The sequence below is a fragment of the Candidatus Omnitrophota bacterium genome (assembly GCA_040755155.1).
Lineage (GTDB): Bacteria > Hinthialibacterota > Hinthialibacteria > Hinthialibacterales > Hinthialibacteraceae > JBFMBP01.
This window is the reverse complement of the sequence record JBFMBP010000069.1, coordinates 1-14,322: the sequence shown is the minus strand read 5'-3', so window position 1 is coordinate 14,322 and position 14,322 is coordinate 1. Positions and strand designations below refer to the sequence as shown.

Genomic DNA, 14,322 nt, shown 5'->3' with positions numbered 1-14,322 from the left:
GCGGGCCAAGGCTGCTTGACCTTCGCTGTTTCGGGTTGAAGATAAACGCGGATGACTCCGCCCTCCTCCCAACCTGCGGCGATATCCATCAATCCGTCCCTGTTCGCATCCTCCAGCCGTACTCCATCCGCCCCTTGCGAAGAATCGTCGATGACATGCCTCGTCCAGTCAGCGGCGGCTTTTTCTTCAATATCCCCCGCCGCCGCAAGGTTCGCAACGAGAATCCCCGCTGACAGGAAAGCGCTCAGTTTAGAAAAAAAACTATTCATCGTCTTCTCGGAAGGTTGATCCTTTTGTTTTTGTTATATTATCTTATTAACGGGGGAAGCGTTCCTATCATCCCGCCGAAAAGGAATGAACGGAAGATGACGCGGCGAAAACGCAGAAAAAAGAAAAGCCTATTCCATCGAAACGTCGGTTGGCTCCCATCCTTGATCGTTATCGCCGCCGCAATGGGATCTCTTTTCCTCTATTTGACGCCCAAGATTCAATCCTACAAAAAAAAGAATATTGCCGTCATCCACACTTCCAATGAATTAGCTCGCATCATTCCATCAGCGGGCTATCATGTTGATTTCGCTGATTATTCCATTCCCCTGCGCGGAATAGATGGAGAGATTATATTCGGGCTGGGCAGATTTCTCACCGCCGCTTTTTCTCCCGATGGAACATCCTTCGCCGCCGCCTCGCCTCTCGGCGTTTTTCTCTGGGATGCGAATGATCTCCGCGCTCCGCCCCGCCGCTGGATTCGCGGGTATATGGAAAACGTCGTCAGCCTGCAATTTTCCCATGACGGGAAAAAACTCTTGACGGGAAGCGCTATGGGCAATATCCACCTCGTGGATATCGAAAAAGGCAAGGAAAACATCGCCTACCGCGCTCATCCGGGAACGCCTATTCGACTGATTGCATTCTCGCCTGACAATTCGCTCTTTGCCACAGCTTCGACGGATAGCTATATCCGCGTTTGGAAAACGGATTCGGGAAAATTGCATAATCTGATTCTCTGCACGCATCTTGTCTCGTCTCTTGCCTTTTCGTTCGACAACGCTTTGCTTCTTTATAGCGGCGATCGATTTGGACGAACTCTTGTCGCCGGACAACCACCGGAAGAAAACCGATATTCTTGCGTCGTCAACGATCTCGTCCAGGAAAAGGAAATTGAACGCTATGAAGATGACGTGAGCGCCTTCACCCAAACCATCTTTTCTCCCGCGGGCGATAAAATCATCGCGGGTGGACTAAAAGGGATCAAAGCCTGGGATCGCCAAACCGGCGCCTCGCAAATGCTGGCCGTTAACGAATCGCCTACCGCCGTTGCCATCGCTCCACATGAAGTAACGCAGACGGTTTCTCTACCAATGGTTTCTCAACCCGTAACGATGGCGGCTTTCTCTCCCAACGCCGATCGCTTTTTTCTTTGCATGGATGGGAGCGAAATCCAACTATGGGATATAAACACCAGCAAGCGCCTTCTCAAGTTTTCTTACCAAAATAAGTATTTACGTCCAGCGGCGCTTAATCCGGATTTTACTCAAGTCTTGCTTCACGATCATTTGTCCGAAACCGTAGTTTTGCGCGACCTGGCCGCGAACCGCACTCTCGCCACCCTGGACGCTTTCGCCGCGAGCGTTCAATCCGTCGCCTTTGCTACGGAATCGGCCCAAGTCGCATCCATTCATTATCCATTGGCCGAGAAGCGATGGGATGCGGACTCTGGGCAATTGTTGTCTATTCATAGCGAGAACGAAGGCTTTTTACCACTCCGATCCCTATCTTCAAACAAACGTTTCACCGTCTATATCACAGAAAGTCAACCCTATAATGAAGCATCCGAATTATTATTTCATGTAAAGAATCTTAAATCCGGCGTAAAATCGATTTTGTTTAAGCAAAAATCTTTAGGTTCGCTTCAATACGACTTTTCTCCTAATGGATACGAAGTCCTTGCCACTGGCGATAATGGAGAATTTGCCATATGGAACCTGCAAACCGGCGAAAAACGCCTAACTTTCAATTTACTGCAAGATTTTAAAGCCCAGTTGCCTTCCCAATATTTATCCATGGCAGATTATAATACGAATAGGAATGTTCATTATTCTCCCGATGGACAACGCTTCCTAGTCAGTCACTCGCGCAATATAACCAAAACATCCTACCAAACGGCGGTTGTTCTATTTGGCGATGATGCAAAGCAAAAAATTTTTCGCCTCATTTTGGACGAGGAATATATTTATTCCTCCATTTTTTCCTCGGATGGCAGCCTCATCGCTTTGAACGGCTTATCTAAAATATATGTCATCGATTCCAACAATGGGAATATGCTCCGAATTATTCCTAAAAGCAACGAGCCTGTCTCCTCATTCTTTACACAGGATGGGAAACGCCTCTTGATTGCTAGCATCTATCATCCTCTTCAACTGTGGGATATTCAAACCGGCGCACTGATTCGCACAATTGGAAGAGCGCCTTTAAGCGTAAGTGCGTCCGCCTTTTCCCCCGACGATTCCCAGCTGCTGACGGGAGGCGACGACGGCGTCGTGCGTTTATGGAATCTTTCCAAATAGAAGGATACAAAGCTGGAATGATGGCGGATTGCGTTTTGGACGGCGAAAACAATGATGGAGCGGTCAATATAAGGTTTTTCGGCGCGAATCCTTCCGCTCGAAAATCGCGATCGAAAAAAGGAGAGATGGAATAGGTCCCATCTCTCCTTATCGTCAAATTCTGGAATTTGAAAAACAACGGTATACTTATTGGTTCTGCCAGTTATTCACGGCGGTGGGATCTTCGCCCAACGCCCAAAGGACGCAGCGCAGATTCAAGTTTTTGCCATCGTCCGTCAGATAATCGATGACGTTCGTCCAAATAGGCGGAAGCTCAGCGCCGTTGCTGGGGCGAACACTGCCCGTCCAGAACATCATCAACATGCGCGCTTTCGCTTTCGATCCATCAGCCAATTCGCCGCCTTCATCCACAACGGTAATCGCCGCCTGTTCGGGAGCGTCCTGCCAAACAGCCAACACTTTCGTTCCCGGAGCGGCGTCGTCGATATGGTTGCTGATTCCCGCCCAAACCGAACCGGGATTGGCGGGAGGATCGGGGCTGGGGCCGTTGCCGAAGATTTTAATCTCGGCGGGCAAGCCGGACATGAGGGGATGCGCTTTCCCCGCATCAGTAAGCACTAGCGTATCGCACCCGGAATGATCGTTGCTGCGTTCTCCAAAGAACATGCCAAGAGAGCCGATTTTGTTCCGTTGTCCCAGACAAGAATGTTCGCCCTGGATAATGGGTACTCCGGAATTTTTCACCGGTGGAGCGGTAGAGGACCAACAGGTTCCCGTAATATAAACCAGGTCGAATCCGTTATCCTTAAGAAAATTATGGGGATCGGTGTTTTGTTCAAACATATAGTCGCCTGGATTGATATACGTTTCATATCCCAGGTTGCCTTTATCGCCGCCATTCATAACGCTTTGCGTAACGTAATCCGGCATTAGTATGGCGAAAAATCCCCATCGTTCCAACTTAAAACGCAGGATTTCGTCATCCATCGAGAAAAAAGGCATGATATCGAAATCCCTATTCCCATTTTGCGCTCCTGGACTGTCGGGACACCAGGAAATGCGCCCCACCAAAGCGATTTTCTTCGGCGCAGCGTCGGCCATTACAACGAAACAAGCCATAAACAAAATTGAAAGTACAGTTATTTTCTTCATTTACCATAATCCCCTTTCGTTGAAATGATATCATTGGCTTCCATCATCCAATGATCGTTTTCCTAATTCTTTACGCCATCAAGAAATCGAACCTCTCGCCATCACCTCCTTTCCCATTAGCGAATAGAATCCCCTCAGATAAATAACCTATCATATTTTATAGAAGGATATAACTATAAACTCAAAAAATATTTCCATTTTTTTTGCGCTGATTCCCCCCGAATCTGCGGATAAAAATAAAAAAAATGCAATCGGCATCACCCAATTGCATTTGGAGAAAAATATTGGCTTCGACGACAAGGAAAGGAGATGAAGCGAAGCTTCTATTATTTTCTAGCGTCCATTCGCCGCAGGAATAAACTTACGATAAGACAGCCGCATCATCGGACAGCGTTGGTCTATCGCCGCGCCGTTTTGGTTAAAACAAGCGGTTCAGGCGCGAAAACCAGCCGCCCGGCGGCTCCATATCGTCGTCGATAACGTCCCGCGCCTCATCCAATCTGCACGGCTCCGTCAAGGAATCGTACGGCTCGTCATCCCAATGATGAAAAGCGTATTCCTCTTTATCCAACGGTGGAGAAGCGGCGAGCGGACGCTTAGGCGCTTTCGTTTCCAATTCCTTATTGTTGTACGTGCGGTAATCGTAGTTGAAGTAGCATCTCATGCAGACGACGGTGTGAGACGGACGGCCGCAAATCATGCAATTCCCAGAAATCTTATTTTCGGGCATTGTACGCACCTCTTTCTCCTTTGGCGTTCAACACCCTCAACCCAAGAAAAACCATTATGGCGGCTGCGGCAATAGACGAAGATGCGCCGCCCGCTCATTCTCTGCGGCGGCGTATTCGTTTTTTGGAAAACTTACCTACCGTTATCGGTAAGAATCGGGGGGACTTTACGTTACGGGGAAAATATATTTGCCATTATTACATAAACAGCTTATCGAAGTGGCATCCCGGCGGGCTACGCTTCGCTTTGAGCCTGCCCTACGCGACTACGCGACTGCGGGACTCAGTCTCCCAGTCTCCCAGTCTCTCAGTCTCCCAGTCTCACTATTCCAGCCGTTCGCGGAAGTACAGGTTTGTCCGCAAATCGGGACGGAATCCGCGATCACCCGGCTGGCGGCCTAGGGAAAAGTTCAACGCGGGATTGAAGGAGCCTGTCGAACCGGTCAACGAAGCACGGGGATCGATGCGCATGACGATGGGGATGACGCCGCGCAGTTCCTGTTGTTCTTTTTCGTTGTTCCCTTCCCCTTCGTATTCGATATCCACAATGATGCGCACCACGCCGTCGAACGGTTTAAGCGGAACGAAGATCAACGTTCCTCCAAGGTCTTTGATCTTCTCCCGCTGGGTCAAGCGGTTATATTGATTGTCCTTAAATTGAAGAATCACTCCCGCTCCCGTTGATTCTCCTTGTTCGTCGATGGTAAAGGTTATTGTTGCTTCCGGGTCGATTTTCATAATATCGACCGGCTCGCCGTTGGCGCCAATCACTTTATAATCCAAAAAAATCTGCTTTTTCGTCTGCTGGTTGCCGCTCAATCCGACAAAATCGTCTTGATTGACGAGCAACAGCGGGGGATTGGCGACGATTTGAATGGAATTGTCTTTCCAGCCGGGCGTTGGCGTCGGCGTCGGATATCCGGGACGCAGAGTGGGACGGGGCGTGAAAGTCGGACCGGGCGTTACGATCGCCGTGGGGACGGGCGTCGCCTGCGGCGTTGGCGTCGGCGTTGTTTCCGGCTCGGGGTCTCCCGTATAAGGAATAACCTGGACGTTATCGATAAACGCCAAGTCCGAACCGTTATAAATTATGGTCAGCGTATTTTTGTCTTTATCGGAAACATCCAGCGCCAGGGCGATGGACATGGATTTATACTCTCCCGACATTTGCGTAGTGGCGGCCAATTCCGGAACGGCGAACGTTCGTCCGCCCAGCGTCAGGATCAATTGTCCGCCAGAGACCATATAGCATAAAACGATGCGGTACTTGCTCGCGCCCGAACTGTCGCTCGATAACGTTTGCGATAGGCCTGCATTGGGCTGAAGCATAACGAAGTAGTTATAGACGTCCTTGTCGAGCTCTTCGGATATCAGCGTCGGCGCCTGCGCTCCCGCGGCTGTCCTCCAACTCAGGATTATAGAGGGATCGGCCTGAAAATCGCCGTTGACGACGACCGAATCTTGCGCCACTCCAGCGTTGGCGCAGGCGGCGGGCGCGAATTGAATGGCCGTCGGCGTTGGCGTTGGCGCGTTGACTTGCCCCATCGCTGAAAGCCCCGCGCATAATAAGAAACTCGATAATATCAGTATAAAATAAAGATTCTTTTTCATGATCGATCGCCGTCCGTTATTTTAAATGATGAATGATGAGTGATGAATGATGAAAAAGAATTCGCTTTTCTGTTGAAATGAATCCAAGCGCAACCCATCACTCTCCTTGATCCATCTATTATTCCATTTCTTTACTATCGATGGGTCAAAAAACGCAACCCATCCTACTTCTCTAATCCTTCACCCTAACCCAAAGAACTAGGGAATGGGAAATGCGAACGATGAGTTATTCATCATTCATCATTCATCATTCATCATTCATCACTCATCATTATCTTTGATACACCGTCTCCAGTTTCCGTTGCGCTACGATGCCGCCGCCGGTTTCGATGATCCGGCCCCGCGTAACGATGGAGAAGCTGCGCGAGCGAACCGTCATCAGGTTGGAGACGCGGTTCATCATGGCTTCCATGTCTTCGGGCGACAGGTCGCGCTTGAGCAGAGCGTTCAATCTTTCGCGCAGATCGCCAGCGCCGTCTTTGACGCCATCCGCCGTCCGGTCCATATTCAGCTTCAACGGTTCGGAAAATCGCTCGCGGCGCTTCAAGTGCGTCATCTGCGCCAGCAAAACTCCGATGTCGGGATAGGGGCCGTCGTCCGGCTGCGACGTAATGGCGCTCAAATAAACGTCTTTGAATTGAATTAGATCGCCTCGGATATTATCCGGCTTGATATTCAATGGATTGAAGACCAGGCTCTCGATATCGTCGAAGTATTTGTATCCTCGCGGCTCGCGTCCGACGCTGGCGAACTTGTAATCGGTAATCGTATCCGGCGTTTTCGTTTTTCTTAAGTATTCGTCGTCGTCCAGACCATGAACGCCGAAGAGCATGTCATGCCCGCCCGCCTGCCGGCCTTCCAGGACGAAATCGGCGCAGATGGCGTTGAAGTAATAGCGCGCCGCCAAGTCCTCCAACTCGCCCGGCGATTTCGGCGGACAAAACGGTAGCGCCAGCAGCGTCTCGCGTGGCGCCGCGTCGATGTTGATCTTGCCGGAAACGATTCCGCTCAAGGCGGTGGTGATCATGCCGTAAATCGTGGAATACTGGTTTTCCCATTGATCCAGCCGCTCCCGCTGCGCTAGTTGGAGGCGGTATACGTTATTGTTGCGCAGACGCTGGCCTAACTCCGGATTGGTTTGAATCCGCGTTGGATCGACCGCTTTATCCTCCAACCGTTGGGGAACAATGGGCGAATTGACGGTTTCGAATCGGTTGCCCGTGAACAACCGAGAAATCTCCCCGACCGTTGCCAACGGCGCGTTTTTCACGAAGGCGGTGTTGTCGATGATGTCGTTCTTATCCCGCGTACTTCCCGCCAATTCGTACCGCCGCCGAGGATAAGCCGGTACATAGCCCGAATTGTCGCGTCCGGGCGTTCCCGCCAGATAAGCCAGCCGTTTGGCGGAAATTTGTTTGTCTTTCTTTCCGCGCCCGAAGAGTTCTATGCCTTTAAAGAAGTAATTATCGTCGCCCATTCCCGCCAGAGTGTTGCCATATCCCAAAATGGGATAATATCCTTTCGCGTCATGATTCACCGGCTGCGGCAACATGAGGTCTGGTCGATCGAGAGGACCGATGTATCCAATCGTTGCGCCCCCACTCTGCGAACGGAACATAGGATTCAAATCGGCTGTGCTTTTCCGCATAATTACGGCGATTTCAATCATCGTCTCGCTTTGCGACGCGTTGCTGAGATCACTCCAAAGATCGTCGAATTTCTGATCGTTGCGCAAATCGATCGTAAACACCGTATCGCCGTTTTTCAACTTGGCGAAAACCGGTTTGCGCGAAGCTTGGTTAAAAGCGTTCAATTCGAGGAAAACATCCTCCGTGTTGTCTTCCGTTTCGTATTGTTCATTTAGTTGTTTATCGCCGGGATTAAGGATGCGATAGGCGGGTATAACCAGAACCTCGCCCACGGGTAGGTCGATCGGCCAAACCGCCCCGAATTGATCGACGAATTGCCGTCCCAATACCCGCACAGTCAACTGATCGTCTACTTCGGGATCGTATCCGGCGCGGATCAACTCGCGGGCGCCCATCCTCCAGATAAAGGCCGTATAGTTGCCATCCTTAAATATATTTTTTACGGCGGCGTTGGTCATATCCAGCGAATTTTCGAAGCCGCCCATCATTTGGTAGAATTTGACGTTCTTCGCTAAACCCGGCGCCACGGCTTCCCGCGCGGCGATGTCGTATAGCAAGATTTGCGCCTCATAACTTTTTTCGCTATTGCTCATATCCTCTGGATAGCGGTAATAATCGCCGATGAAATCCCAGCCATTCCACCTCGGCCCCTCGCTGCTGCCCGCATAGAGGACGGGGGTTCGAAATCGTTTCATCTGCGAATTATTGGGATCGGACCATTGAGTGGATTTATCATCCTGCGGATAACCGCCAAAATCTCCCTTGCTGAAACTGCCGTCCCGGCTGTTGATATTCATATCCGCGATGACGGCGTCTTTAGCATATAACTTCATGGAGGAAGGAACGGAACGCTTGCCGGAAACGCTCCCCGCCGCGTTCGCCGTTACTTCCGTTTCGAAATAGGTCGGATCGGTGCGCTCGTAGGCCTCGAATCCCTTGTAGCCAGGAGTAACGAGCAAATCGGGGCTATTTTGTACATTGCTGCCGGCGATATAGTTATTATCCAAAATATCGGACATTACGTTGTTGAACGTCGTGCGGTAAGCGAACGAATCCACGTAGTTCCCGGCGGGATCGTACAACGTGATATGCTTTTCGAGGGGATTGTCCGTCAGGATGTCTTCTTGCGCGTCCACGACGCGGAACTGCAGATCGTACAGCTGCGCATTCGGTCTTCGCGTACTGACTCCATTCTGCAAACTTTGTTGAATATCCGCTTTCTCCGAGCTGCCCAAAACCGGCTCTACGACGATGGAGTCCAGATTTTCCACTCGGGGATAATTATCCGTCAAGAATTTTTTGAGCGTATCCGCGTCGAAAGCGAGAAGCAGTTTGTTGTCTTCCAATCGCCGGTCTTCCGTGGTGATGTCGTTGCTTGTCTTGTCGGGATCAAGCAGATTTTCGAAGGGAACGCCAATTCCCGGCATTCCTTCGTTCGGCTGGAGGTCTTTGCCGTCGTCGTCTTCCCAGGAAGGCTTCATGCGCTTGATGATGGTATCTTTAGGCAAAATATAATGGCCGTAGGGCGTGTTGACCGTCCAGCCGCTCAGATCGATATCGTCGGTAGACAGGTTGACCAATTCGACGTACTGAGCGCCTAAATTGATCAACTCAATCCGGTCAAAGGAGGTGGCGTAGAGATTTCCGTCTAGCGGCCCTTCCGCCTGGATCGTCAATTCCAATACTCCGTCGCTGCCAATCACGGCCCGTTGATCCCCGTCCATCGGACGCGATTGATCCGGCGGGGGATACGGCGTCAGGCGGTAATGCAGCTGGAACTCGCCGTCCCGGTATACGTTCCAGGCCGTATCGCGGCGGATACGTTCCAGAAACCCCTGATTCAATCCGGTAAAACCGTTCTTGTCGCCGAAAGCGTAATCCGATTTGAACGAAATCTCCCGGTTGTTGATCCTATACCGCACTTCCGGATTGTACTTATGCGAGGGGTGCATGTAGATAACGACGTCATAAACACCGGCGGGAATATCTTCGAACCGCCAGGACGCCGTTTCGATCGGGTTGGCTCCTACTTTGATTTTTGGATCGGCAGACGCGGGAGCGTTCGTTACGGCGAAGATGAAGGCGGGCGCCAGCGCATCCATGTTGACGATGGGCAGCAGCCGGTTCAGCGTGTTTCGGAATCCTTCCGGCAGATAAATATATCCCGGAACTCCCGCTTTCGTATCCGGCGCATTGATCGTAGTTTTCGGCGTTCCCCAGCTCGTATCCTGCGCCACTCCCGGATTCGTTCCATCGTCGTCATCCCCTGAATCGACTTTAAATCGCGAGCTGTTGTATTTGATCTCGTAAGGCGAATTGGCGTTGCTCGAAGGACGCACGTAATCCAACGTCTCTTCCGCTTCCAGGCGGATTACCGGCTTGGCCATCACTTCGTTGATGCGGATGGCTTCCACGCCTTCGAACTCGACGCTCATCCCCGTTTGCGGCGGATTGGGCAATAGAAAACGCATTAACTCCGTATTCAAGGGCAGATCGTTGGCTCCACTGTTCAATCCGGCCAAGATCCAGGGATTCATCCGGAACGCCCGCTGCCGCGTCGAATACAATTCGAACGATCGGCGCGTTACGGGATCGGACAACACGGCGTCTTGATCGTTCTTTCCCAAAATCGAGCGCACGTCTTCGTCTTCGGCGGGTTTGAAAGGCCCCCATGCGTCGATGTAATCCATCAGGTTGATCGCCAATTGAAAATCGGGCGGATCTTCGTCGTAAATCCCGTCCTCGTCGTCGTCGAAACAGGCGATATACCGTTCGCCGATCTCGTCTACTTCGCCGTCGTTGTCGTTATCCACGCCGTCCAATTCCGGCGCGAACATGGCCGCCAGCACTTGCGGATCGTAGTAATCGGCGAATCCGTCCCAATCGTCGTCCGCGAAACTGGTTATCAACTGCGGATCCGTCTTCGAAGGTTCCCGCACGATGACGCCGTCGCGCGATTCCGAATCCTTATCGTCCGCCGTGGGATCGGCGCCCAAGCCGGGATAGCCATCGCCGCTGGCGTCGCCCCAGGCGTCTTCGCCGACATGCCATTCCGGATCGTAAGAATTGACGCCGTCGCCGTTGAAATCGCCGTCGTCGTCGATGATGCCGTCCCCGTCGTCATCGACGCCATTCCCTTCGACTACGAAGCCCGCCCGCAGCTCGCGCTCTGCGAGGTCGCGGGGATCTTTATTGGCTTTACCGGCAATATTCGTCAAATTGCGAAGGCGGCCCACGGCGTCTTCCGATTGCCGCGCCTCGTCCGTCGTCAGTCCGTCCAGATCGCTGTCCCGCCCGTCGCGGAGATAGGGCGCGCCTACATCGGCCTCGCTGTTTCCATCGTAATCGCCGCTGGGATAATAGTTGCCATCCCAATCGTCGGATGGTTCGTCCACCAGGCCGTCGCCATCGTTGTCGATTCCGTCCGTCGTATTGGATTCGGCGGTTGGCTGCCAATCTCCGTCCTTATCGAATTGCAAAACCAGCAAATCCTCCAGCCTCACCGGCGGACTGTATTGAAAATCGGCGCGGTTGCCGTCTGGATCGCTTCGGTCCCATATATCCTTGGCCAGCCAGTTGGAACTGGAATTGGGATTGATCTTCGCCGTTTCGTTGTTCTTCCCGCCCAATGGCCCGGACATCTCGTCCGATTGACTGTAGATCGTTACCGAATCGCGCAGGATGCCAAATAAGGAAGGAATCGATTCCGCTTGGGGATTTTTGCGCGGCTCCTGATCCGGAATCCCGTCGAGAAGCCGCAAATCGTCCACTGTGGCGAAGGGACGGTCGCCGCCTTGGGGATTGACGACGTCGAATTCGCCGGGATCGTCCTTGCCCTCGTCCCGCTCGTCGATATAGCCGTCGCCGTTGTTGTCGATCTTGTCTCCCGGACGGAACAGCTTTGGATCGGCGATCGTATTGCTGCCGATGGCCTTGGTCAACGGCGAACCGCTGGCATTGTCGGTTGATGGGCCGATGTATTTTTCGTCTTCTTCGTTCATGAAGCCGTCATTGTCGTTATCAGTTTTATCGCCGGTAATAATAAAGGGATCGCGGTCGTAATTCATTGTCTTCAAGGCCGTGTTGTATTCTTGCACCTTGACGATCTGCGGATCATTGTTGCCGTCGTCGTCTTGGTTTTCGGCGCCGGGTTGGCTAAACGTCTTGCCCCCGTCCAGCTTGGAACCGTAGCGGTAATTCACGATTTCATACGCCAGTTGTTCCGCTTCTTGATTGCTGAAGACCTTGACGGCGGAACTGCCGCTCAGATATTGGAAAATGCGGCCGTACAAGAATAGAGGCAAGTCCAACTCCGCCGGCGAAACGCCCATATTGTACGTAAATTGCCCTTGCTTCTTTTGGTTGAAATTGTTCCCCGCAAAATTGATATTGATCTTGGCGCACTCGTCGAACACGCCTCGCATATCCCCATCGGCGTCGTACCCCGTCCCGGCGGCAAAGAACGCTTGTCCTCGCGAATCGGGGCGCCGTACATCCAATCCGTCTTCGTCTACCCGCCCGTCTTCGTCGTCGTCGTCTTTGCTGTATCCGGCATTGTCCGCGACGCCGTCCAAATCGTCATCGATGAGTCTCAAGCCCGGCGCCCCGTCTCCAGTTTGTCCGCCGCTGGTATTCCTTCCCGTCACGTCGCCTTTGATATCCTCGTCGACGCCCAAGGGGATCGGCGTTGGGAGAATCTTCAAATTCAGCCGGTTGACGAGCAGATCGGAGCGGATATCCACCTCATGGCTGCGCGCATCCCAGGCGATGTTCTTCCCGATTCCTCCGTAATATCCGATCGCCCATGGATCCTCCAGGCTGATATAGCGCGGCTGCGGCTTCCCCAACACGAAATGTTCGTTGAGCGGATTCAGATCGCGCGCCAACTGGCTGAGGACGCCTTGAGTCGCCGCTTCGGTGAAATCCTGCACGTTGACGCTGTCCGCATAGCGATGAACGGTAAACTCTTCCATGCGGATGGTGTAGGTAAAACCCACCAGCACCACCGCGAAAATAGAGAGAAGCGCCAATACGGTCAACAGCGCCACACCGGATTCGCCGGGCTGCGCCGGGCGCCAAGAAGCATATCGATTGAAGGGCGTTTGGTATTTCATCATAGGAACCTGCCTTGTTCGGTCTCGGCGCGAAGGAATCTTACAAACCGATGCTCCGGTAATTGTTGGGAATGAAAACGCGCAACGTATAGGGTCTGGGATTGATGATCCTCTGCCGATCCTGGACGTAAATAGTGATTTCCACCATATTGGGCAATCCATCCATTTTGTTGAGGATGTGCTCTTTGGTCTCTACATATTGCGGACTGGAAATCAACTGTAGGGGATTTTTAATAAGAAATTGGTTGACCGTTCCCGCCACGCGGGGGTACATGTCATCCGCTTCGTTCACAATGATATTTTCGAAACTGGTTCGGTTGCGCCCTTCGATGCTGTTGTTCAGGGCGGTCTGCTTGAAAAGCAATTGCCCAGGCTCCATCAACGCCGTCTCCCGCGCCGAATCCCATTCCTTCGCCCAGCGCCACCCCCCCCGGTTGTAATCGTAATACCAATACCGGAACCGCAAGCCCCGCACATCATAAGCCAGCACCTGAAAAATCTTACCCGGATTCTGGTTACTCCAATGCGTTTTTGCTTGAATGGAGCCGTATTTCGAACCCGTATCCCAATTGTCGATCGCCTGAATCACCTCTTGCGTATTGACGATCATCCCCGGAAGGACCGGCGACGGCAGCAAAGGCTTCTTTGTAGTATCGTCGACAAACTGGCCGAAATCCATTAAATCGATCAGACTGCTGGAACTTCCCGATTCCACGGTCAATATCTGCCCTCGGCGGATCAGCTTGGTTCCGCTGGGATCGAGGCCGTACGATATCTCCTGCAAAATCAAATCCCCGGAATTCTCCACCGCGCTGACGAAATGCAGAATATCGCTGGGAAACAGGCCGATGTCTTCATCGATGCACGCCGTATCGCCGTCCTCGCAGCCTCGGGGATCGGCCACGGGCCGCGACCGCGGATTCTTCAGCGTATCCGCCGCCCCGCTGGAATAATCCCCATCCACGCCGTCTAGTATTTCCTCGTCGATCAACCCATCCCCGTCGTCATCCACCCCTGCGCCGGGTACGCCGTTGTCCGCTGTGGCGGCTTCGTCGCGGTAGATGCCCGCAAAACGAAAGCGCGGCGATAGACTTGTCCCGGCGGCGCCGGTTAAGGATTCGATCGAATCGGGCGTCAGATAGGCTGAACGCAGATCGGTGGAGATATAATCCAGCGCCGCGCGCGCCGTCTCGCTGATCTCCAGCCGCTTGATAGCGATGTCGCGCGCTTGCAGCACCACCCGGAACGTTTGCGTCGCCATGCCCGCCAGGATCGACATCACGGCGATGGAGATAATCAACTCCACCAAGGTGAAGCCTTTGGCCCCCGGCGCGCCGCGGATTTCGCTGAAAATCCCGTCTGCTCTCATGATTGAACCTTCTTTCCTCTCGCCGATCCTTGCGCTTTGCTCGTCGTTCCTCGTCTTGCGTGGATGAGCTGCTTCGTTCGATCCATCCCTAATCAACTTTATTTGTTTAATTCAAGGGCAAAAACAAGCTTG

General features: G+C 52.5%; 7 protein-coding genes. 1 reads left to right on the top strand and 6 read right to left on the bottom strand.

Going from position 1 to position 14,322, the window contains the following annotated elements:
* Positions 1-269: hypothetical protein (locus AB1656_08745; protein MEW6235458.1), on the bottom strand; the 269-nt coding region annotated here is incomplete at its 3' end.
* A 96-nt stretch (positions 270-365) separates the two neighbouring features.
* On the opposite strand from AB1656_08745, the gene AB1656_08740 reads away from it, so the two are divergent.
* Positions 366-2,567: a WD40 repeat domain-containing protein gene (locus AB1656_08740; protein ID MEW6235457.1), complete on the top strand. Its 2,202-nt coding sequence runs from the start codon at positions 366-368 to the stop codon at positions 2,565-2,567.
* Between the two features lie 186 nt (positions 2,568-2,753).
* Here AB1656_08740 and AB1656_08735 read toward each other — a convergent pair whose 3' ends face one another.
* The 5 genes from AB1656_08735 to AB1656_08715 all read right to left on the bottom strand — a co-directional run bounded on the left by AB1656_08735 (position 2,754) and on the right by AB1656_08715 (position 14,190).
* Positions 2,754-3,719: a hypothetical protein gene (locus AB1656_08735; protein MEW6235456.1), complete on the bottom strand. Its 966-nt coding sequence runs from the start codon at positions 3,717-3,719 to the stop codon at positions 2,754-2,756.
* A 418-nt stretch (positions 3,720-4,137) separates the two neighbouring features.
* Positions 4,138-4,449 carry a hypothetical protein gene (locus AB1656_08730; protein ID MEW6235455.1) on the bottom strand — a complete coding sequence of 104 codons (312 nt, stop codon included), beginning with the start codon at positions 4,447-4,449 and terminating at the stop codon, positions 4,138-4,140.
* Positions 4,450-4,771: 322 nt separating this feature from the next.
* Positions 4,772-6,058 (bottom strand): hypothetical protein, encoded by a 1,287-nt coding sequence (locus AB1656_08725; GenBank protein ID MEW6235454.1) that lies wholly within the window; start codon positions 6,056-6,058, stop codon positions 4,772-4,774.
* A gap of 271 nt (positions 6,059-6,329) precedes the next feature.
* Positions 6,330-12,824, bottom strand: a complete 6,495-nt coding sequence (locus AB1656_08720) for a hypothetical protein (GenBank protein ID MEW6235453.1) — start codon at positions 12,822-12,824, stop codon at positions 6,330-6,332.
* Positions 12,825-12,861: 37 nt separating this feature from the next.
* Positions 12,862-14,190 (bottom strand): type II secretion system protein, encoded by a 1,329-nt coding sequence (locus AB1656_08715; protein ID MEW6235452.1) that lies wholly within the window; start codon positions 14,188-14,190, stop codon positions 12,862-12,864.
* Positions 14,191-14,322 lie beyond the last annotated feature (132 nt).